20 protein-coding genes and 2 tRNA genes are annotated in these 21252 nt (G+C 70.8%); 10 read left to right on the top strand and 12 right to left on the bottom strand.

Going from position 1 to position 21252, the window contains the following annotated elements; all coding sequences use genetic code 11:
* The 3 genes from ACLBXO_RS21240 to ACLBXO_RS21230 form a co-directional block, all read left to right on the top strand.
* On the top strand, positions 1–256 hold a 256-nt coding region (locus ACLBXO_RS21240), incomplete at its 5' end, for a cupin domain-containing protein (RefSeq protein ID WP_447686580.1).
* Positions 257–379: 123 nt separating this feature from the next.
* Positions 380–1393 carry an SDR family oxidoreductase gene (locus ACLBXO_RS21235; RefSeq protein WP_447686579.1) on the top strand — a complete coding sequence of 338 codons (1014 nt, stop codon included), beginning with the start codon at positions 380–382 and terminating at the stop codon, positions 1391–1393.
* A complete protein-coding gene (locus ACLBXO_RS21230) occupies positions 1393–2316 on the top strand; it encodes an alpha/beta fold hydrolase (RefSeq protein ID WP_447686578.1) in 924 nt (307 codons plus the stop codon). Before ACLBXO_RS21235 ends, ACLBXO_RS21230 begins: the two co-directional genes overlap by 1 nt.
* 22 nt (positions 2317–2338) lie before the next feature.
* On the opposite strand, the gene ACLBXO_RS21225 is transcribed toward ACLBXO_RS21230, so the two are convergent.
* Complete coding sequence (locus ACLBXO_RS21225; protein WP_331315315.1) at positions 2339–3301, bottom strand: phytanoyl-CoA dioxygenase family protein; 963 nt, start codon at positions 3299–3301, stop codon at positions 2339–2341.
* A 373-nt stretch (positions 3302–3674) separates the two neighbouring features.
* Here ACLBXO_RS21225 and ACLBXO_RS21220 point away from each other — a divergent pair, with 373 nt between their 5' ends.
* A complete protein-coding gene (locus tag ACLBXO_RS21220; protein WP_331315317.1) occupies positions 3675–3989 on the top strand; it encodes a GCG_CRPN prefix-to-repeats domain-containing protein in 315 nt (104 codons plus the stop codon).
* 20 nt (positions 3990–4009) lie between these two features.
* On the opposite strand, the gene ACLBXO_RS21215 is transcribed toward ACLBXO_RS21220, so the two are convergent.
* The 7 genes from ACLBXO_RS21215 to ACLBXO_RS21185 form a co-directional block, all read right to left on the bottom strand.
* A tRNA-Val gene (locus tag ACLBXO_RS21215) sits at positions 4010–4085 on the bottom strand.
* 61 nt (positions 4086–4146) lie between these two features.
* The gene (locus ACLBXO_RS21210; protein ID WP_447686577.1) at positions 4147–4425 is read right to left on the bottom strand and encodes a hypothetical protein; all 279 of its coding nucleotides are present in this window, start codon (positions 4423–4425) and stop codon (positions 4147–4149) included.
* An 83-nt stretch (positions 4426–4508) separates the two neighbouring features.
* Positions 4509–6935: an endopeptidase La gene (lon, locus tag ACLBXO_RS21205; RefSeq protein WP_447686576.1), complete on the bottom strand. Its 2427-nt coding sequence runs from the start codon at positions 6933–6935 to the stop codon at positions 4509–4511.
* Positions 6936–7185: 250 nt separating this feature from the next.
* The gene (clpX, locus tag ACLBXO_RS21200) at positions 7186–8457 is read right to left on the bottom strand and encodes an ATP-dependent Clp protease ATP-binding subunit ClpX (protein ID WP_447686575.1); all 1272 of its coding nucleotides are present in this window, start codon (positions 8455–8457) and stop codon (positions 7186–7188) included.
* Between the two features lie 184 nt (positions 8458–8641).
* Complete coding sequence (locus ACLBXO_RS21195; RefSeq protein ID WP_012322036.1) at positions 8642–9268, bottom strand: ATP-dependent Clp protease proteolytic subunit; 627 nt, start codon at positions 9266–9268, stop codon at positions 8642–8644.
* Between the two features lie 126 nt (positions 9269–9394).
* Positions 9395–10828: a trigger factor gene (gene tig, locus ACLBXO_RS21190; protein WP_331315321.1), complete on the bottom strand. Its 1434-nt coding sequence runs from the start codon at positions 10826–10828 to the stop codon at positions 9395–9397.
* A 131-nt stretch (positions 10829–10959) separates the two neighbouring features.
* Positions 10960–11044 (bottom strand) — tRNA-Leu (locus ACLBXO_RS21185).
* 148 nt (positions 11045–11192) lie between these two features.
* Between ACLBXO_RS21185 and ACLBXO_RS21180 the strand changes: the two genes are divergently transcribed.
* On the top strand, positions 11193–12683 hold the full coding sequence (locus ACLBXO_RS21180) for a multicopper oxidase family protein (protein WP_447686574.1): 1491 nt from the start codon (positions 11193–11195) through the stop codon (positions 12681–12683).
* 4 nt (positions 12684–12687) lie between these two features.
* Here ACLBXO_RS21180 and ACLBXO_RS21175 read toward each other — a convergent pair whose 3' ends face one another.
* Entirely contained in the window at positions 12688–14190 is a 1503-nt protein-coding gene (locus tag ACLBXO_RS21175; protein ID WP_447686573.1) for an NAD(P)H-hydrate dehydratase, read from the bottom strand.
* A gap of 194 nt (positions 14191–14384) precedes the next feature.
* On the opposite strand from ACLBXO_RS21175, the gene ACLBXO_RS21170 reads away from it, so the two are divergent.
* Both ACLBXO_RS21170 and ACLBXO_RS21165 read left to right on the top strand, forming a co-directional pair.
* A complete protein-coding gene (locus ACLBXO_RS21170; protein ID WP_003600526.1) occupies positions 14385–14723 on the top strand; it encodes a P-II family nitrogen regulator in 339 nt (112 codons plus the stop codon).
* A gap of 186 nt (positions 14724–14909) precedes the next feature.
* A complete protein-coding gene (locus ACLBXO_RS21165) occupies positions 14910–15089 on the top strand; it encodes a DUF2735 domain-containing protein (RefSeq protein WP_331315324.1) in 180 nt (59 codons plus the stop codon).
* Between the two features lie 269 nt (positions 15090–15358).
* Here the strand turns inward: ACLBXO_RS21165 and ACLBXO_RS21160 are convergent, their stop codons facing one another.
* Positions 15359–16393 (bottom strand): glutamine synthetase beta-grasp domain-containing protein, encoded by a 1035-nt coding sequence (locus ACLBXO_RS21160; protein WP_331315326.1) that lies wholly within the window; start codon positions 16391–16393, stop codon positions 15359–15361.
* A 332-nt stretch (positions 16394–16725) separates the two neighbouring features.
* Between ACLBXO_RS21160 and glnA the strand changes: the two genes are divergently transcribed.
* On the top strand, positions 16726–18135 hold the full coding sequence (gene glnA / locus ACLBXO_RS21155; protein WP_192706492.1) for a type I glutamate--ammonia ligase: 1410 nt from the start codon (positions 16726–16728) through the stop codon (positions 18133–18135).
* Positions 18136–18329: 194 nt separating this feature from the next.
* Positions 18330–18968, top strand: a complete 639-nt coding sequence (locus tag ACLBXO_RS21150; RefSeq protein WP_447686572.1) for a VOC family protein — start codon at positions 18330–18332, stop codon at positions 18966–18968.
* Between the two features lie 163 nt (positions 18969–19131).
* Here ACLBXO_RS21150 and ACLBXO_RS21145 read toward each other — a convergent pair whose 3' ends face one another.
* Positions 19132–19755 (bottom strand): ribonuclease D, encoded by a 624-nt coding sequence (locus tag ACLBXO_RS21145; protein WP_447686571.1) that lies wholly within the window; start codon positions 19753–19755, stop codon positions 19132–19134.
* A 99-nt stretch (positions 19756–19854) separates the two neighbouring features.
* Here ACLBXO_RS21145 and ACLBXO_RS21140 point away from each other — a divergent pair, with 99 nt between their 5' ends.
* The gene (locus ACLBXO_RS21140) at positions 19855–20283 is read left to right on the top strand and encodes a cupin domain-containing protein (RefSeq protein WP_020090769.1); all 429 of its coding nucleotides are present in this window, start codon (positions 19855–19857) and stop codon (positions 20281–20283) included.
* Here the strand turns inward: ACLBXO_RS21140 and yddG are convergent.
* A complete protein-coding gene (yddG, locus tag ACLBXO_RS21135; protein WP_447686570.1) occupies positions 20280–21194 on the bottom strand; it encodes an aromatic amino acid exporter YddG in 915 nt (304 codons plus the stop codon). The genes ACLBXO_RS21140 and yddG overlap by 4 nt on opposite strands.
* Positions 21195–21252: the final 58 nt, after the last annotated feature.

Raw genomic sequence — 21252 nt, 5'->3', positions numbered from 1 at the left:
GCCGGGCGGGCGGCTGTCGCTGCAGAAGCACTACCACCGGGCCGAGCACTGGGTGGTGGTGCGCGGCACCGCCGAGGTCACGATCGACGAGCGGGTGGTGCTCGTCCACGAGAACGAGGCGGTCTACCTGCCGATCGGCTCGATGCACAGGCTGGCCAACCCCGGCAAGATCCCCCTGGAGCTGATCGAGGTCCAGGTCGGCTCCTACACCGGCGAGGACGACATCATCCGCGTCGAGGACATCTACGGGCGCTGAGCCCGGGCCGGGCAGCCTGCGACCCGATCGCCCGCGGGCCGCCAGGAACATGCGGCCGCCCCGATCGATAGCCCAGCGTGTGGCCGCTCCCGTGCGGCCGCGCCGCAGCGTCGGGGACACCGCATGAAGCACAAGCCGCTCCGCGAGCAGGTCGTCGTGATCACCGGCGCCTCGTCGGGCATCGGCCTCGCCACCGCCCGGATGGCGGCCGAGCGCGGCGCCCGGGTGGTGCTGGCGGCGCGCAGCGGCGACGCCCTGGCGCGCATCCGGGCCGAGATCGAGGGCGTCGGCGGCAAGGCGATCGACGTCGTCGCCGATGTCGGCCGGCGGGCCGACGTGCAGGCGGTCGCCGACCGGGCCGAGGCCACCTTCGGCGGCTTCGACACCTGGGTGAACGTGGCGGGCGGCTCGATCTACGGCCGGCTGCGCGAGATCAGCGATGCCGATCACGAGCGCCTGATCCAGACGAACTTCTGGGGAACGGTCTACGGCTCCCTGGTGGCGACCGAGCACCTGCGCCGGCACGGGGGCGCCCTCATCAATGTCGGCAGCATCGCGTCCGACCTCGCCTTCCCGTTCCAGGGCATGTACGCGGCCTCGAAACACGCCGTGAAGGGCTTCACCGACGCCCTGCGCATGGAGCTGATGGACGAGAACGCGCCGATCTCGGTGACGCTGATCAAGCCGGCCTCGATCGACACGCCCCTGCCCCAGCGGGCGCGCAACTACATGGACCGCGAGCCGAGCCTGCCGCCGCCGATCTACCCGCCGGAGGAGGTGGCGAACGCCATCCTGCACGCGGCGGTGCACCCGCAGCGCGACATCTTCGTGGGCGGGGCCGGCAAGGCCTTCGTGGCCGGCAAGGAGTTCGCCCCCGGCGCCTACGACTACCTCGGCCCGGCGATCATCGCGCTGCAGAAGCGCGGGAGCGCGCCGCGCAACCCTGACGGCGCCCTGCACGCGCCGGTGGCGGCGGGCGAGACGCGGGGCGACCCGCCCGTCCCGGTCATGCGGACCAGCGCCTATACCCGCGCGACCCTGCACCCCCTCGCGGCGGCGGCCGGCCTCCTCGGCGTCGGCGCGGCCACGGCCTTCGCGGTGCTCGGCACCTCGACCGGACGGCGGCGGCGGCTCTAGTGGCCGTCGCGACGGAGCCCCTGCCCGGGCCCGCCCGGCCTGCGCGGGAGGATGGGACCGGCGCCGAGGCCGATCCCCGGATCGTGCCGCGCCGGGTCGTGTCCCTGGCCGACGACCGGACGATCGCCTACGCGCAGACCGGCGCCGGGCCGGACCTCGTGGCGATCCACGGCACGCTGATGTGCCTGGAGGACGTCTGGCTCGGCCCCGTGCCGGCGCTGACCGCGCATTTCCGCGTGCTCGCGGTCGACCGCCCGGGCCACGGCTTCAGCCGGCGCCCGCGCGGCGGCGCGGCCGACATCTGGGATCAGGCGGCCTCCATCCGGGAGGCCGTGCGGCGCCTCGGCCTGGAGCGCCCGGTCATCCTGGGCCACTCCTTCGGCGCCGCCGTCGCCCTCGCCTACGGCATGCTCCATCCGGACGAGGTGGCCGGCATCGTCGCCCTCGCGCCGATCTGCTTCCCCGAGCCGCGGCTGGAGCAGGTGCTGTTCGGGCCGCGGGCGCTGCCGTTCGGCGGCGAAGCGCTCTCGGCGCTCCTGGGCGCGAGCAGCGACCGGGCGCTGCTCCCGCTCCTGTGGAACGCGATGTTCTTCCCCGAGGCGATGCCGCCGCGCTTCGCGCGGGACTTCCCCTTCGCCCTCGCGGGCCGCCCGGCGCAGATCACCGCCGAGGGTGAGGATGCGGGCTGGCTCTGGCCGGGGCTGGCGCGCAGCGTCCTCGGCTACCCGGCCCTGCGCCGGCCCACGCGCATCCTGGGCGGCGGCGCCGACCTGGTCGTGAACACCGACCTGCACGGCCGGCGGGCGGCCAGCCTGATCCCCGGGGCGCAGTTCGAGCGCCTGGCGGGGGCCGGCCACATGCTGCATCATCGTCAGACCGACGCGGTCGTGCGCGCGGCGCTGGCCGTCCGCTCGGCCGCCTGACGCCCCGCGAGCGGGGCCATCGTCAGCGGATGAGCGCCTTGATCTGCTGCTTGGCGCCCGCCTTCAGACGGGCGAGGCCGCCGCGGGCCTGCCGCTCGCGCTCCTGCCGCAGCGTGCGCTTCTCGGCGTTCCAGGGATGCTCGTGCCGGAGGGTGTGCTCCGGCGCGCGGACGCCGAAGCCGAGGGCGTAGGCGCGCCGCGGTCCGGCGCTGAGATTCGGCCCGGCGCAGTGCAGGGTCCGGCAATCGTGGAAGGTGGCGCCGCCGGCCGGCAGCGGACAGGGGACCGCGCGCTCCACCGGAACCCCGAGGGCCTCGAGCCCGTGGATCCGCGGATCGCCGCCGATGCTGCGATGGGGGAGGAGCGGCTCCCGGTGGCTTCCCGGGACGTAGAGCATGCAGCCGTTCTCCGGCGACACGTCCTGCAGGGGCATCCAGACCGTGATCGCCCGGTAATTGGTGTAGGCGGCGTAGAACGCCTCGTCCTGGTGCCACGCGGTCGCCGCGCCGATCTTCGGCGGCTTGCGGATCGCGTGCTCGAAGACCAGGGCCGCGCGGCCCCCCAGGAGCTGGCGCGCCATGGCCAGGGCGTTGGCCCGGAACAGGATGTCCCGGAGAAGCGGCTCGAACCGGGACGGATTGAGGAGCTGGGGCGAGCGCGCCTCGCTGGCGCCGCGGTCGACGTCGACGAGGTCGAACAGGCTCCCGTCCTTCCAGCCCCGCGCCTCCTCGAACAGGCGGTCATAGGCGCCGCGCAGCGTGTCGAGTTCCTCGGCAGTGGTGATCGCCGGGACGGTGACGAACCCGTCGCGCCGGAACGCGGCGATCTCGTCGTCGCTCAGGAGCCGCGTCGGGGTGCGCGCCGCCGCCCGGTGTCCCACGATCCAGCCGACGAGCCGCGACCGCGCCGCGGCCACGCGGGCGGAGAGGCCGTTTCCGGCCTCGGCGACGTCGAGCCCCAGGCGATCTGGAATCGTGACCGGCATCGCACCCTCCGCTTCGAAATGATCACGTCACGATGCCCACGTTTATTTCAGGGCTTACAGTACCTATTCTTAGGTACACCTAGTCATTCCGGCTTCAGGCATTCGGATTCAGCTTCGCCTCACACCACCTCCAGTTGAGATCGTCGGGGACAGCTCTTACCAGGGCCGAGCGCGGGTGTTGGCCGCCGACGTCGATCCCGCTGACGCGAGACGCCCGGTGCGGGAGCACCGCGCCGCGCCGATGCATCGCATTGATCGCATGTCCGAAACCCTTTTCTTTCATGGCCGATATTTAATGCAGCTCTTGGACGTATTGGCGAGTTCATTCCGCGATCGAAGCGATCATTACGGTCCGATTACTCGGAGAAAAATCATGAATATTTTAACGAAAGCTGCCGCGGCCGCGACCCTGGCGGCCCTGCCGGTCTCGGGCGCGCAGGCGATGCCGGTCCCGGCCGATCCGGGCCTCGCGGCGCCGATCACCCTGGTGGCGGGGGGATGCGGGCCGGGCGCCTGGCGCGGCCCCTGGGGCCACTGCCGCAGCACACCCTATGTCGGGCCGCTGCCCGGCGGCTGGTACCAAGTCCGTGCGGGGAACGGCTGCCCGCCCGGCTACTGGCGCGGACCGTGGGGCCATTGCCGCAACACGCCGTATCACGGACCGCTGCCGAACGGCGGCTACCGGTAGCCGCGGCGACGCCGGAGCGCTGGTGGGCGGTGAGGGACTCGAACCCCCGACCCTCTCCGTGTAAAGGAGACGCTCTACCAACTGAGCTAACCGCCCGGCCGGCGACCGTTACGGCATGGCGCCGGTCCGGTGCAAGGGTCCCCGCCCCGGATCCGCGTCAGGGGTCGATGGGCCGCGCCGCGAGGGCGTGGGACAGGCCGAGCGCCGCCACGAATTGCACAGCATCGGCTCCCGGGCCGCGCCACCGGTGACGATGCCGAATCGGCCGGCCGCGGCGGCCTCGCGGCAGGCCGCCTCCGGCATGCCGATCACCGGGCGCCGAACCGGCCGCGACGGCGCGCAGCTCCGCCCGGTCGCCGATCTGCCCGCGGACATGGCCGGCAACGAGGTCGGTGCCGTGCGCGCTGGTGTTCAGGTTGATCAGCAGGACGCGCATCCGCGTCTCCGCGCCCGTATGCGCCCACGAAAAAGCCCCCGGCGCGCGGGGCGCCGGGGGCTCGTCTCGATCCGTCAGGCGGTTCAGTGGGCCACGAAGGCCGCGCCGTCCTCGTCGGTCCGGGCGGGCTTGGCCACGGGCAGCGGCTCCTCCCACTCGATCGCGACCGGCTGGCGGACCAGCGCCTTCTCCAGCACCTGGTCCATCCGCGAGACCGGGATGATCTCCAGCCCGTTCTTCACGCTGTCGGGCACCTCGGCGATGTCCTTGGCGTTCTCCTCGGGGATCAGCACCGTCTTGATGCCGCCGCGGAGCGCGGCGAGCAGCTTCTCCTTGAGGCCGCCGATCGGCAGGACCCGGCCGCGGAGCGTCACCTCGCCGGTCATCGCGACGTCGCGGCGGACCGGGATCCCGGTCAGCGTCGAGATGATCGCGGTGGCCATGGCGATGCCGGCCGACGGACCGTCCTTCGGGGTCGCCCCTTCCGGCACGTGGACGTGGATGTCGCGCCGGTCGAACAGCGGCGGCTCGATCCCGAAATCGATCGCCCGGGAGCGGACGTAGCTCGCCGCCGCCGAGATCGACTCCTTCATCACGTCCTTCAGGTTGCCGGTGACCGTCATCTTGCCCTTGCCAGGCATCATGACGCCCTCGATCGTCAGCAGCTCGCCGCCGACCTCGGTCCAGGCCAGACCCGTCACCACGCCGACCTGATCGTCCGCGTCGATCTCGCCGTAGCGGAACTTCGGCGGGCCGAGGAAGACCGGAAGGGTCTCCACGTTCACCGCGACCGACTTGGTCTTGGTGATCAGGATCTCCTTCACCGCCTTGCGGATCAGGTTGGACAGCTCGCGCTCCAAGTTGCGGACGCCAGCCTCGCGCGTGTAGCGGCGGACCAGCATCATCAGGCCGTCGTCGTCGATCGACCACTCGTGCGTCCCGAGGCCGTGCTTCTTCAAGGCGTTCGGGATCAGGTGCTTGCGCGCGATCTCGACCTTCTCCTCCTCGGTGTATCCGGCGATGCGGATCACCTCCATCCGGTCCATGAGCGGGCCCGGGATGTTGAGGGTGTTGGCCGTGGTCACGAACATCACGTTCGAGAGGTCGTAATCAACCTCCAGGTAGTGGTCGTTGAAGGTGCTGTTCTGCTCAGGGTCGAGCACCTCGAGGAGCGCCGCCGACGGATCGCCGCGGAAGTCCATGCCCATCTTGTCGATCTCGTCGAGCAGGATGAGCGGGTTCGAGGTCTTGGCCTTGCGCATCGACTGCACGATCTTGCCGGGCATCGAGCCGATATAGGTCCGGCGGTGACCGCGGATCTCGGCCTCGTCGCGCACGCCGCCGAGCGACATCCGGACGAATTCGCGCCCCGTCGCCTTCGCGATCGACTTGCCGAGCGAGGTCTTGCCGACGCCGGGAGGACCGACGAGGCACAGGATCGGGCCGGTGAGCTTGTTCGCCCGCTGCTGCACGGCGAGGTACTCGACGATCCGCTCCTTGACCTTGTCGAGGCCGAAATGGTCCTCGTCGAGCAGCGCCTGGGCGCCGAGCAGGTCCTTCTTGATCTTCGAGCGCTTGCCCCACGGGATGCCGAGCATCCAGTCGAGGTAGTTGCGCACGACGGTCGCCTCCGCCGACATCGGCGACATCTGGCGCAGCTTCTTCAGCTCGGCCGTCGCCTTGTCGCGGGCCTCCTTGGAGAGCTTGGTCTTCTCGATCTTCTCCTCGAGCTCGGCCAGCTCGTCGCGGCCGTCCTCGGAGTCGCCCAGCTCCTTCTGGATCGCCTTCATCTGCTCGTTCAGGTAGTACTCGCGCTGGGTCTTCTCCATCTGCCGCTTGACGCGGGTCCGGATGCGCTTCTCCACCTGGAGCACGGAGATCTCGCTCTCCATCAGAGACAGCACGCGCTCGAGGCGCTGCGCCACCGTGGGGGTCTCGAGGATGCCCTGCTTGTCGGAGATCTTGACGAGCAGGTGCGAGCCGATCGTGTCGGCGAGCTTGGACGGCTCGTCGATCTGGGTCACGGCGGAGACGACCTCGGGCGAGATCTTCTTGTTCAGCTTGACGTAGTTCTCGAACTCCGAGAGCACGGAGCGCGCGAGCGCCTCGGCCTCGACGCGGTCGCCGAGCTCGTCGTGGAGCGCCTCGGCGGTCGCCTCGTAGAACTCGTCCGAGCGAGTGAAATCCACGACCTTCGCGCGGCCGACGCCCTCGACCAGCACCTTCACGGTGCCGTCGGGCAGCTTCAGCAGCTGGAGCACGGAGGCGAGGGTGCCGATCTTGTAGATCGCGTCGGTCGCCGGGTCGTCGTCGCCCGCGTTGATCTGGGTGGCGAGCAGGATGTGGCGGTCGGTGCGCACCGCCTCCTCGAGGGCGCGGATCGACTTCTCGCGGCCCACGAACAGGGGCACGATCATGTGCGGGAAGACGACGATGTCGCGCAGGGGGAGGACGGCGTAGGAGCCCGTCGAGCCCGGGACCACCGGCTGGCGCGATTTCGACTGTGACATGCTGACTTCCTCTCAGGGACGCCCGGGTTCGCCGCCTCCATGCACGGAGCGCGCCTACAGCCAGGGGCCGACCGGGCCGCGAGGGTCGGGGCTTTCTGGGACTTTGCGGCTGGTAACGCGGACCGAACCTCGAAGGAGCGTGCGGCCACCGCGCTGAGCCTGAGGTGGCTGCGGGGGAGACCGTTTTCAAGACGGTCCCCGCAGCGCGCCCGGCCGTGAGCCGGGCGCTTAGTGCAACCCTTCCAAGCGCTTACGCGCTGACGCTGGCGGGCGCGTCCTTGCTGCGGTCGCCGTGGATGTAGAGGGGGCGCGACTTGCCCTCCACCACCTCCGGGCCGATGACCACCTGCTCCACGGACTCGAGGCCCGGCAGGTCGTACATCGTGTCGAGCAGGATCGTCTCCAGGATGGAGCGCAGGCCGCGGGCGCCGGTCTTCCGCTCGATCGCCTTGCGGGCCACGAGCGACAGCGCCTCGTCCTGGAAGGTCAGGTCGACGTTCTCCATCTCGAACAGCCGCTGGTACTGCTTGACCAGGGCGTTCTTCGGCTCCTGCAGGATCTTCTTCAGCGCGGCCTCGTCGAGGTCCTCCAGCGTCGCCAGGACCGGCAGGCGGCCGACGAACTCGGGGATGAGGCCGAACTTCAGCAGATCCTCCGGCTCGACCGAGCGGAAGATCTCGCCGGTGCGGCGGTCGTCCGGGGCCTGCACGGTCGCGCCGAAGCCGATCGAGGTGCCCTTGCCGCGCTGGGAGATGATCCGCTCCAGCCCCGCGAAGGCGCCGCCGCAGATGAACAGGATGTTGGTGGTGTCGACCTGCAGGAATTCCTGCTGCGGGTGCTTCCGGCCACCCTGGGGCGGGACGGAGGCGACCGTGCCCTCCATGATCTTCAGGAGCGCCTGCTGAACGCCCTCGCCCGACACGTCGCGGGTGATCGACGGGTTGTCGGACTTGCGGGAGATCTTGTCGATCTCGTCGATGTAGACGATGCCCCGCTGCGCCCGCTCGACGTTGTAGTCCGAGGCCTGGAGCAGCTTGAGGATGATGTTCTCGACGTCCTCACCGACGTAGCCGGCCTCGGTCAGCGTCGTGGCGTCCGCCATGGTGAACGGCACGTCCAGGATGCGGGCGAGCGTCTGCGCGAGCAGCGTCTTGCCCGAGCCGGTCGGCCCGATCAGCATGATGTTGGACTTGGCCAGCTCGACGTCGTTGTGCTTCGTCGCGTGGGCGAGCCGCTTGTAGTGGTTGTGCACCGCGACCGAGAGGACCTTCTTCGCGAAGTCCTGGCCGATGACGTAATCGTCGAGGACGCGGCGGATCTCCTTGGGGGTCGGCACGCCGTCGCGGCTCTTCACCAGCGAGGATTTCGACTCCTCGCGGATGATGTCCATGCACAGCTCGACGCACTCGTCGCAGATGAACACCGTGGGGCCGGCGATCAGCTTGCGGACCTCGTGCTGGCTCTTGCCGCAGAACGAGCAATACAGCGTGCTCTTCGAGTCGTTGCCGCCAGTCTTGCTCATATCGGTCTCCGATTCCTCGCATCCGCAGCCGGCAAGGGGCGGACGCGCATCGCATGAATGTAGGGGGCCCGTTTAAAGAAACAGTGTGCTGCGCGCCTTTGACCGAAGGGCCCGAACCTCGATGCAAACACGCTGCCGCGGCGGGATCAAGGCCGCGCCGCGGCGGTCAGGCGACGCGGGCCGGTCAGGCGGCCGCCGGCTCGGGGCGCTTCTCGATCACCTCGTCGATGAGCCCGAACTCCTTGGCCGCGTCGGCGGTCATGAAGTTGTCGCGCTCCAGCGCCGTGTGGATCGTGTCGTAGTCGCGGCCGGTATGCTTCACGTAGATCTCGTTCAGGCGCCGCTTCAGCGCCTCGATCTCGCGGGCGTGGATCAGGATGTCGGTCGCCTGGCCCTGGAAGCCGCCGGACGGCTGGTGGACCATGATCCGGGCATTCGGCAGGGCGAAGCGGTGGCCCGGCTCGCCGGCGGTGAGCAGCAGGGAGCCCATCGAGGCGGCCTGGCCGACGCAGAGGGTCGTCACCGGGCAGCGGATGAACTGCATCGTGTCGTAGATCGACAGGCCCGAGGTGACCACGCCGCCGGGGGAGTTGATGTAGAAGGAGATCTCCTTCTTCGGGTTCTCCGCCTCGAGGAACAGCAGCTGCGCCACGATCAGCGACGCGCCGTAATCCTCCACGGGGCCGGTGAGGAAGATGATGCGCTCGCGGAGCAGGCGGGAGTAGATGTCGAAGGCGCGCTCGCCGCGGCTCGACTGCTCGACGACCATCGGCACGAGCGCGTTGTTGTAGACGTCGATCGGATCTCTCATCTCGTCCTGCCCCGGAGTGAGGCCCGGGGCTGCCGCGAATCAGGGCAGCCCCGGGCATGTCAGCGAACACCGGCGATGCTTAACCATCGCCTAACCCTTGCCCGCCGTCCTGGGACAGAGCGGGACTCAGTCGGCCTTGGCTTCGGTCTTGGCGTCGGTCTTGGACTCGCCCTTGGCCTCGGCCTTGTCTGCCGGCTTGCCGCCGGTCGTGTCGTCGTCATCTTCGTCCGCGAAAAGCGCCTCTTTCGAGACGGGCTCCTCGACGAGCTTGACCTGCCCGAGGACGTGGTCGACGACCTTCTCCTCGAACAGGGGCGCGCGGAGTTCCGCGAGCGCCTGCGCATTCTTCCGGTAGAAGTCCCAGACCTGCTGCTCCTGGCCCGGGAACTGCCGGACCCGGGCGATGAGGGCCTGGTTCACCTCCTCGTCCGAGACCTTGATATCGGCGCTCTCGCCGACCTGCGCAAGCACGAGACCGAGACGGACGCGCCGTTCCGCGATCTTCCGGTACTCGGCCTGGGCCTTCTCCTCGGTGGTGTCCTCGTCCTCGAAGGTCTTGCCGCGGGTCTTGAGGTCCTGCTCGACCTGGGCCCACACGGCGGCGAATTCCTGCGCCACCAGCGACGGGGGCAGCTCGAAGGCGTACTTGCCGTCCAGTGCGTCGAGGAGCTCCTTCTTGAGCCGGCGGCGCGAGGCGGTCTCGAAGTCGCGACCGATCGCCTCCGACACGGCCTCGCGGAGCTTCTCCAGCGACTCCATGCCCATGGACTTGGCGAACTCGTCGTCGACCTTCGCCTCGCCCGGCGCCTGGATCTTCGTGACGGTCACGTCGAACTCGGCGTCCTTGCCGGCGAGGTGCTCGGCCCCGTACTCGGCCGGGAACGTGACCTTCACGAGGCGCTTGTCGCCGACCTTGGCGCCGACGAGCTGCTCCTCGAAGCCCGGGATGAACGAGCCGGAGCCGAGCTCCAGGTCGATGCCCTCGCCCTTGCCGCCCTGGAACTCCTCGCCGTCGATGCGGCCGACGAAGTCGATGGTGACGCGGTCGCCGGTCTGGGCCTCGGCGCCCTCCTCGCGCTCGGTGAACGGACGGCTCTGGCCAGCCATGCGGTCGAGGGCCTCGTCGATCTCCGCGTCGGAGGGCTTGGCGACGAGCTTGGTCAGGCTGACGTCGGACAGGTCGGCGAGCTCGAAGCTCGGCATCACCTCGAGGGCGACCTTGAAGGCGAGGTCGCCCTTGGCGTCCAGCGCCTTCTCGACCTCGGCCTGGTCGGTCGGGAACTCGACCTGCGGCTCCAGGGCGAGCTTGAGGCCGTTATCGGTCACGATCTGGCGGTTCGCCTCGTTGACGGCGTTCTGCACGACCTCGGCCATCACGGAGCGGCCGTAGACCTTGCGCAGGTGCGCGACCGGCACCTTGCCGGGACGGAAGCCCTTGAGCTGCACCTTGTCCTTCATGCCGGACAGCTCGTTGGTCAGGCGCTCCTCGAGTTCCTGGGCGGCCAGCAGAACCTGAAACTCGCGCTTCAGCCCCTGGGCGTTGATCTCGGTCACCTGCATCGTCGTCGTCGCTCTTCAAAGAAACCTGGGTTCGCCGGCCGGGCCGGCGTCGTGCTCGCGCGGACCGGGATGCCGAGATGTCGGGTACGGGGCGGAGGGTCCCGAGGGGACCGCAACCTCAGCAGAGGTCCTGGTGCGGGCGGAGGGGCTCGAACCCCCACGTCTTGCGACACTGGAACCTAAATCCAGCGCGTCTACCAGTTCCGCCACGCCCGCGCGCGCCGACATCCGGCGCATCGCCGGCCGCCGGAAGCGGGCCCTATAGCATGGGCCGGCGAGCCCGCAGCAAAAAACTTGCCCCTGTGGCGCGGGAGCCCGCGCGCCGCTAAGGAGCGGACCCGTCGCGAGCCGCAGCCGAGATCCCATGCCGTCATCCCGCACCGTGCCGCCGACCGATTCGCGCGCCGGCACGCCGTCGCGCCGGACCCTGCTCGCCGCCGCGGCGGCCTTCGGGCTCGCTCCGGAGGCGGCGCGGGCGCAGGCGCCGGCCGCCTCGCCGGGGACATCCGCGCCCGGCCAGCCGGAGCCCGCTTCCGCGCCGACGGCCCTGCCGGCTGCGCCCGGCAAGACCCGGTTCAGGCCGGACCCCGCGCCCGAGACGCCGGTCTGGTGCTTCGACGGCAAGGCGCTGCCGCCCGTCGTCCGGGTGAAGCTCGGGCAGGCGGTGCGCCTCAAGGTCGAGAACCGGACCGACAAGCCGCTGTCGCTGCACTGGCACGGGGTGCGCAACGTCAACGCCATGGACGGCGTCGGCGGCGTGACCCAGGCGCCGATCCCGCCGGGCGGCGACTTCCTCTACACTTTCACGCCGCCGGATGCCGGCTCCTACCTGATCCGGCCCCTGGTCGTCGGCGGCGCGAGCGAGCCGTCGGGCCGCGGTCTCGCCGGCATGCTGATCGTCGAGGAGACGAACCCGCCCGCGGTCGACGCCGACGTCAGCGTCGTGCTGCAGGACTGGCGGCTCCAGGACGACGGCACCCTCATGCCGTTCGGGCAGACGGCGCTCGCGGCCGCGCACGGACGCCTCGGCAACCTCGTGACCGTCAACGGCAAGCCGGTGCCGGGCGCCTTCGAGGCGAGGCCCGGCTCCCGGGTCCGCCTGCGCCTCGGCAACGCCTGCAACGCCCGGGCGACGCGCATCAAGTTCGAGGGCGTGAAGGTCTACGTGGCGGCGGTCGACGGCCAGCCGACCGACACGTTCGAGCCCCTGCGGGCCACCCTGCCCTTCCCGCCCGGCACCCGCTACGACCTGCTCGTCGACCTGCCGGAGCAGGAGGGCGCCACCTGCGAGATCCACGCGCTGGTCGGCAAGGGCCTCGTCCTGGCGAGCGTCGTCACCAAGGGCGCCCGGATCACCGAGAAGCGGCCTCCGATCGGGCCGATCGGCGAGAACAAGCGTCTGCCCGCCGAGATCAAGCTCCAGAACGCCCTGCGCCGCGACGTGGTGATCACCGGCGGCGCCTTCGTGCCGAAAGGGAAGGACGGGGCCAAGGACGGCCCCGCGCCCGACCCGGTCTACACGGGCGACCCGCAGAAGATCTGGTCGGTGAACGGCGCGAGCGGCACCGCCGGCCTCGCGCCGATCTTCTCGGTGAAGCGCGGCCAGGTGGTGGTGCTGGCCCTGCGCAACGAGACCGCCTTCCCGCAGGCGCTGCACCTGCACGGCCACTGCTTCCGCCTGCTCCACCCCCTGGACGACGGCTGGGAGCCCTACTGGCTCGACACGTTCCAGCTCCTGGAGGGACGGACCGCCCGGATCGGATTCCTGGCGGACAATCCGGGGCGCTGGCTGATCAGCGCCACGGTGCTGGAGCGGTTCGACACCGGCCTCTGGACGGCGTTCGAGGTGACCTGAGCGGTCAGCCCCCGGTCGACGCGACGAGATCGCGCAGCACCGCCGGCATCAATTCGGGGATGTCCTCGGCGATCAGGCCCGGCCCGTGGCGCAGGCCGGCATCCCCGTGGAGCCAGACGCCGGCCGCGGCGGCCGCGAAGGGCTCCATGCCCTGCGCCAGCAGGCCGGCGATCAGGCCGCCGAGCACGTCCCCGGACCCGGCCGTCCCGAGATAGGGGCTGCCGTGGTCGTTGATGGCCGCGCGCCCGTCGGGGGCCGCGATCACCGTGTCGGCGCCCTTGAACACCACAACGGCGCCGGTGAGCGCGGCCGCCGCGCGGGTACGGGCGAGCTTGTCGGCCCCCTCCGCCGTCGCGTCCGTCCCGTCGAAGAGCCGCGCGAACTCGCCGGCATGCGGAGTCAGCACGGCCCGCGCCTCCCCGTCGGCGAGATGGGCGGCGAGCAGGGGCGCCTTCCCGGCGAAGCTCGTCAGCGCGTCGGCGTCGAGGACGAGGCCGCGCCCGGCCGCCGCCGCCACGGCGACGCGCTCCCGGGTCGGCTCGCCGGTGCCGAGCCCTGGTCCGGCCAGGATGACGTTCAGCCGCTCGTCGGTGAGCAGGTCGTCGAGATCGTCGGCGCTCTCGCAGGGCCGCAGCATGATCGCCGTGAGGTGGGCGGCGTTCTCGGGCAGCGCGGCGACCGGCGACGCGACGGTGACGAGCCCGGCGCCGACCCGCAGGGCGCCGCGGGCGGCGAGCCGGGCGGCGCCGGTCTTGGTGGCGGGCCCGGACAGGACCAGGGCGTGGCCCCGGGTGTACTTGTGGCTCGCGCCGGTGAGGTGCGGGAAGTCCCGGCCCCACAGGTCGGGCCCGTTCCGGTGAAGGGGGGCGCCGGCGGCGAGGCCGGCCTCCAGCGCCGCAGGGCCGGTCCCGATATCGGCGAGGCTGAGCTGCCCGCAGAGGTCCCGTCCGGGCTGGAGCAGGTGCCCCGGCTTGAAGGTCACGAAGGTCACGGTCTCCACCGCCCGGACGGCGGCGCCGCGCACCGCGCCGGTATCGCCGTCGACCCCGCTCGGCACGTCGACGGCGAGCACCGGCACCCCGCTCTCGTTCACCGCCTCCACGAGCGCGCGGGCGGCGCCGTCGAGGTCGCGCGACAGGCCGGCCCCGAACAGCGCGTCGATCACGAGGTCGCCGGTCGGCAGCGCGCCGCCCTCGGCCGGGCGCACCGGCCCCGTCCAGGCCGCGGCCGCGAGCGCGGCGTCCCCCGTCAGCGCCGAGACCGCGCCGAGGCAGAGGAGGTCGACGGCGTAGCCGGCTTCGGCCAGCAGGCGCGCGGCCACGTAGCCGTCGCCGCCGTTGTTGCCCGGCCCGCACAGGACGACGACGCGGCCGCCAGCCGGCAGCCTGGCCCGGGCGCGTTCCGCGACGGCCGCTCCGGCCGCCTCCATCAGGGTCAGGCCCGCCACGCCGCCGTCGATGGCCGCCGCATCGACCCGCCTCATCGCCGCGACCGTCAGCACCCGCATGTCCGTCTCCGCCTCTGCCCGTGCACCGATCAGCCCTGACTAAAATCGCGCCAGATTCCGGTGAAGCGCACTAAGGATGTGCGTGCAACGCACATCAAATAGGCACTATGGTCGGACACGCCGCGAAAACGGCGTGGCGAAGGCGTCACGAGGATGTTAGAAATGCCAGGCACCGCAGCGCAGGCCCGAGCGGCATGAAGAAGATCGAAGCGATCATCAAGCCTTTCAAGCTCGACGAGGTGAAGGAGGCGCTCCAGGAGGTCGGCCTCCAGGGCATCACCGTCATCGAGGCGAAGGGTTTCGGCCGTCAGAAGGGCCACACGGAGCTCTACCGGGGCGCCGAGTACGTGGTCGATTTCCTGCCCAAGGTGAAGCTCGAGATCGTCCTGTCCGACGCCCTGGTCGAGGGCGCCGTGGAGGCGATCCGCAAGTCGGCCCAGACCGGGCGCATCGGCGACGGCAAGATCTTCGTCTCGACGATCGAGGAGGCGATCCGCATCCGCACCGGCGAGACCGGCACGGACGCGATCTGAACCGCCGCCCGCCCGCGGTCCCGGCCCCGCCGGCGGCCGCGCCCAGCGCGACATCTGCCTAAGATTTCGCACTGCGCGAATGTCCGGCATCGGCGCCTCCGGCCCTGGAGCGCCGTCCTCCGCACCCCACATCATCGGGAACGGCCGGCCCGATCGGCCGCTCGAACTGGTGCAGGAGGAAGTGCGATGGCCGTCACGGACCCGCGCGAGACCGCCAAGATCTACGATCTGTCCGCGTTCCGACGCGCGCGCGAGACCGCCCGGGCGGCCCCGGAGGCGAAGCCCGCGGCCGTGCCGAGCTTCGGCGGGGGCGCGTGGTACCACGAGGCCGCCATCCGCGAGGACGAGCGCCCGCGGCGGTCCTGAGGCGGAGGCATCGGGAGCGCCGGCACCCGTTTACGGCCGTCGAGCAGGCCCGGCGGGCCCACTCACCCAAACCCACTCATCCTGAGCTACCCGCGGCCGCGGGCCTCGAGAGGCCTCAGGCTGTCCGCGCGATCCCCAGAGGCCTCCGTCGAGGCCTGCGCCGGGTTCAGGCCCCTCGGGACGGGGATCAGATCGGGTGCCCGTCGCCCGGAAACGGCGAAGCCGGACCCGAGGGCCCGGCTCCGTATCGTCTGTCGCAGCGCCGCGTCTTACGCGGCTGCGGCGGCCTCGGTCGGCACGGAAGCGATCGTCTTCAGCACCTGCGAGGCGATCTGGTAGGGGTCGCCCTGCGAGTTCGGACGGCGGTCCTCCAGGTAGCCCTTGTAGCCGTTGTTCACGAAGGAGTGCGGCACGCGGATCGAGGCGCCGCGGTCGGCCACGCCGTACGAGAACTCGTGGATCGAGGCGGTCTCGTGCTTGCCGGTCAGGCGCATGTGGTTGTCCGGACCGTAAACGGCGATGTGCTCCTCGCGGGCGTTCTTGAACGCCTCCATGAGCTTCTCGAAATAGGCCTTGCCGCCGTGCTCGCGCATGAACGCGGTCGAGAAGTTGCAGTGCATGCCCGACCCGTTCCAGTCGGTGTCGCCGAGCGGCTTGCAGTGGTACTCGACGTCGATGCCGTACTTCTCGCAGAGGCGCTGCAGGAGGTAGCGGGCCATCCACATCTCGTCGGCGGCCTTCTTGGAGCCCTTGCCGAAGATCTGGAACTCCCACTGGCCCTTGGCCACCTCGGCGTTGATGCCCTCGTGGTTGATGCCGGCGTCGAGGCAGAGGTCGAGGTGCTCCTCGACGATCTTGCGGGCGACGTCGCCGACGTTCGAGTAGCCGACGCCGGTGTAGTACGGGCCCTGCGGCGCCGGATAGCCGGAGGTCGGGAAGCCGAGCGGGCGGCCGTCCTTGTACAGGAAGTACTCCTGCTCGAAGCCGAACCAGGCGCCGGCATCGTCGAGGATGGTGGCGCGCTTGTTGGACTCGTGCGGGGTCGTGCCGTCCGGCATCATCACCTCGCACATCACCAGCACGCCGTTCTTGCGGGCCGGGTCGGGGAAGTGGCGCACGGGCTTCAGCATGCAGTCGGAGCTGCCGCCCTCGGCCTGCTTGGTGGACGAGCCGTCGAAGCCCCACATCGGGAGCTGCTCGAGGGTCGGGAAGCTGTCGAATTCCTTGATCTGCGTCTTACCGCGGAGGTTCGGGGTCGGCGTGTACCCGTCGAGCCATATGTACTCGAGCTTATATTTGGTCATTCCGGTTCTCTCGTCCGTATCGATGCGCGACCTGGGCAACCCGGGACGACGCGAACGGCTTGCCGCCTCGTCGACGGCTGCGGCCGCCTTCGCATGGATCGTGCCAGGAAGGCCATTGCCGGAGCACAACGGCGCCCTAGAAACCGAGCTGCCGATCACGGTTGCGAGATCGGGTGCGCGAACGGGCCGATCGTTCCATCCGGCAGCCGATTCCGCTGTCCGGCGGGTGGCAAGGCACGCTCGCGCCGGATATCAAGCGCCGCTTGCCGGCGCGCGCGACCGCGTGCGGGTGCGCCACGAGACGATTCAGAGATCCCTGGAGGATGCCCACGATGACCACTGCGGCCGAGGTGCTGAAGACGATCCGGGACAACGACGTGCGTTACGTGGACTTCCGGTTCACCGACCCGCGCGGCAAGTGGCAGCACGTCACGTTCGACGTGTCGCTCATCGACGAGGAGATCTTCGACGAGGGCACCATGTTCGACGGCTCCTCGATCGCCGGCTGGAAGGCGATCAACGAGTCCGACATGCTGCTGATGCCGGACCCGGTCACCGCCACGCTGGACCCGTTCTTCTCGGCCGCGACCATGTCGATCGTCTGCGACGTGCTGGAGCCGGCCACCGGCGAGCCCTACGGCCGTGACCCGCGCGGCACCGCCAAGCGCGCCGAGGCCTACCTGCAGCAGACCGGCATCGGCGACACGATCTATGTCGGCCCCGAGGCCGAGTTCTTCGTGTTCGACGACGTGAAGTTCGGCGCCGACCCGTACCGCACCGGCTTCGAGCTCGATTCCACCGAGCTGCCGACCAACGGCTTCACCGACTACGAGGGCGGCAACCTCGGCCACCGGGTGCAGACCAAGGGCGGCTACTTCCCGGTCCCGCCGCAGGACTCGGCGCAGGACATGCGCGGCGAGATGCTGGCCGCCATGCAGTCCATGGGCGTGAAGGTCGAGAAGCACCACCACGAGGTCGCCTCGGCCCAGCACGAGCTCGGCATGAAGTTCGACACGCTGACCCTGCTCGCCGACCACATGCAGATCTACAAGTACTGCATCCACAACGTCGCGCAGAGCTACGGCAAGTCGGCGACCTTCATGCCCAAGCCCGTCTACGGCGACAACGGCTCAGGGATGCACGTCCACCAGTCGATCTGGAAGGACGGCAAGCCGGTCTTCGCGGGCGACAAGTATGCCGGCCTGTCCCAGGAATGCCTCTGGTACATCGGCGGCATCATCAAGCACGCCAAGGCGCTGAACGCCTTCACGAACCCGTCGACCAACTCGTACAAGCGCCTGGTGCCGGGCTACGAGGCGCCGGTGCTGCTGGCCTACTCGGCCCGCAACCGCTCGGCCTCCTGCCGCATCCCGTGGACGAAGAGCCCGAAGGCCAAGCGCGTCGAGGTCCGCTTCCCCGACCCGATGGCCAACCCCTACCTCGCCTTCTCGGCGCTGCTGATGGCCGGCCTCGACGGCATCCGCAACAAGATCGATCCGGGCCCGGCCATGGACAAGGACCTGTACGAGCTGCCGCCGCGGGAGCTGAAGAAGATCCCGACCGTGTGCGGCTCGCTCCGCGAGGCCCTGACCAGCCTCGACAAGGACCGGGCCTTCCTCAAGGAAGGCGGCGTGTTCTCGGACGACCAGATCGACTCGTTCATCGAGCTGAAGATGACCGAGGTGCTGCGCTACGAGATGACCCCGCACCCGATCGAGTTCGTGCAGTACTACTCGCTGTGAGGTGAGCGAGGGCCGGGCGCGATGCCCGGCCCTCCACCCTCTCCTGGGCCGGGGCCTCTCGCGGGGTCCCGGCCTTTTGCTTGGGGACGCTCCGGCGTCGCGATCGAATCCCGATCCGAGGGCGCCCGTCGGCGCGGCGGCCGGGTCATGCCCGGCGGCCGCACGGGCGCCGGCGGTCGCACGGAGCCCGCCCGATGCTCACCCTCGACCACCTCGTCGTCGTCGCCCCCGATCTCGCGGAGGGCGTGGCGCATGTCCGGGATTGCCTCGGCCTCGCCATGCCGGAGGGCGGCCGCCACCGCGAGATGGGAACCCGCAACCACCTGCTGCGCCTCGGCGACACCCTGTTCCTGGAGGTCATCGCCGTCGATCCGGAGGCGGCGGCGCCGTCGGGCGCCCGCTGGTTCGGCCTCGGCGACGCGGCGCGGGTGCGGGCCGACTGGGATTCGGGCCGGCGGCTGCGCGGTCTCGTCGCCCGCGCGGACGATCTCGACGGCCTCCTCGCCGCGCACGGCGCGCTCCTCGGGGCCGCGGCGACGATGACCCGGGGCGACCTGTCCTGGCGCTTCGCGGTGCCGCCGGGCGGGGCGTGGCCGGCGGACGGGGCCGCGCCCTGCGCGATGGATTGGGGACCGCGCGGCAATCCCGCCGCGACGATGCCGGATCTCGGCGCCGGTCTGGAGGCGCTCGTCCTGACGCATCCGGATCCCGACGCCGTCGCGGGGCTACACGCGGTGCTGGGTCTCGCCTCTCCACCGCAGGTTGTATCCGGCCCGGGCCCGCGCTGGACTGCCCGGATCAACACCCCGTCGGGACCGCGGACCCTGACCTGAGGGCGACGGACCCTCCTCGCCGGCCTGATCGGGTGGGCGACCGGCGAGGAGGGCCTGGCCGGGACTCGGGAGCCCAGGCAGCCACAACCTACCAGCGACACATCGCGGTGCGGTGACAGGAAAGTCTCACGCGCACAGGAAGTGTGCAGGATCCTCCGCGCCCTCAGGTGTGCGCGAAGATGTCGGTCTCGGGCCAGCCGTCGAGGTCGAGGCGGGCCCGCGTCGGCAGGAAGCCGAAACAGGCGGCCGCGAGGTCGGTGCGGCCTTCCCGAGCCAGCATGGCGTCGAGCCGCTCCCGGGCCGCGTGCAGATGGAGGACGTCGGAGGCGGCGTAGTCGAGCTGCGCCTGCGACAGGGTCTCGGCGCCCCAGTCGGAGGATTGCTGCTGCTTCGACAGGTCGACGCCGACCAGCTCGCGGACCACGTCCTTCAGCCCGTGGCGATCCGTGTAGGTGCGGGCGAGCTTCGAGGCGATCTTGGTGCAGTAGACCGGGCTCGGCATGACCCCGAGGGCCCTGTAGAGGACCGCCACGTCGAACCGCGCGAAGTGGAAGATCTTCAGGATCCCGGGATCGGCCAGGACCCGCTTGAGCACGACCGGCTCCGGCCCGTCCTGCGGGATCTGGACCACGTCGGCGGTACCGTCGCCGGTGGAGAGCTGCACCACGCAGAGGCGGTCCCGATGCGGATTGAGACCGAGCGTCTCGGTGTCGATCGCCACCGCCCGGCCCGCGTCGTAGCTGGTGGGCAGGTCGCCGCGGTGAAGACGTACGGTCGGGCTCGGCATCGTTCTCGGACCTTGCGGGGTTTTCGGCCGGTAGCATCGGTGCCAAGTGCCGGCAAGCCGCCGACGATGCGCGCGGCCCGGACCGACAGGGAGCTGGACATGACGGCAGCCGAGGTGATCGCGACCCTGGGGTTGAAGCCCCATCCCGAGGGCGGCCATTACCGCGAGACGTTCCGCGATCCCCGCACCGTCGACGGGCGCTCGGTCGGCACCGCGATCTACTTCCTGCTCGACCTCGGCGAGGTCTCGGCGTGGCACCGGGTCGACGCCACCGAGATCTGGCACTGGCACGCCGGCGCGCCGCTGGTGATCACCACGAGCCCGAACGGGCACGACGCCGAGGCCCGGCATCTCGGACCGGACCTCGCCGCCGGGCAGCGCCCGCAATGCGTCGTGCCGGCCGGCCACTGGCAGACCGCCACCAGCCTGGGCGCGTGGACCCTCGTCGGCTGCACGGTCTCGCCGGGCTTCGACTTCGCCGGCTTCGAGATGGCGCCGCCCGACTGGCGGCCGACGCCGCGGGGCTAGGCCGGTGTCACCGACGCCCGCGAGGCTCGCACCGCCGTCAGCGCGCCCGCCACGATCAGCAGGCAGGCGAGCGCGAGGCCCGGTCCGGGGCTGGCGTATCCGGCCACGACCAGGATCAGCGTCGAGAGGACCGGCGCCGCGTAGGCGATGACGCCGAGCAGCCGGACGTCGCCGTGCTTGCAGCCGATATCCCAGAGATAGAAGGCTGCGCCGACCGGCCCCAGGCCGAGCATCAGCACGGCGCCCCACTGCTCGGCGTCGGCCGGCCAGACCGTCGTCTCGAAAGCCAGGTGGCAGGCGAGGCTCAGCGCCGCCGTGACCAGGCAGAAGCCCGCGACGGCATCGGTCGGCACCTGCCCGACGCGGGCGGAGAGGACCGAGTAGCCGGCCCAGACGAAGGCCGCCGCCAGGGCGACGGCGTAGCCCGGCAGCGCCCCCGCGGCGAACCCGAGATCGCCCCGACCGGCGAACAGCACCGAGATCCCGGCGAGGCCGAGGAGCGCGCCGATCAGGTGACCCGGGCGCAGGCCGCCGGCCTCGGGCAGGCGCGCCGAGAACAGGACGATGAGCAGGGGCCACAGATAGCTGATCAGCCCGGCCTCAGCCGGCGGCGCGAGGCGCAGGGCGCTGAAGTAGAGGGCGTGGTAGCCGAACAGGCCGCCGACGCCGAGGATCCAGACCCGCCAGGGCTGGATCAGCGCGCGGGCGCGGGCGGGCCGGATGATCCAGGCGACGCATCCGCAGAGCCCTCCGATCAGGAAGGTCGTGGCAGCGAGCTGGAAAGGCGGCATCGCGCCCGACGCGGCGGTGAAGAGGGCGAGCAGCGACCAGAGCGCGATCGCGCCGACACCCGCGATCGTCGCGGCGGAGCGGGCCTTCGGACGGGTTACGATTCCTGGACGCGCGGTCATCGCCGTTCGCTACCATGCGTTCATCCGAGTCGGCGAGGTCGGGGGTCACGCCCCTGTC

This window comes from Methylobacterium sp. C33D, assembly GCF_053345825.1.
This window is presented reverse-complemented; position numbering and strand designations above follow the sequence as displayed.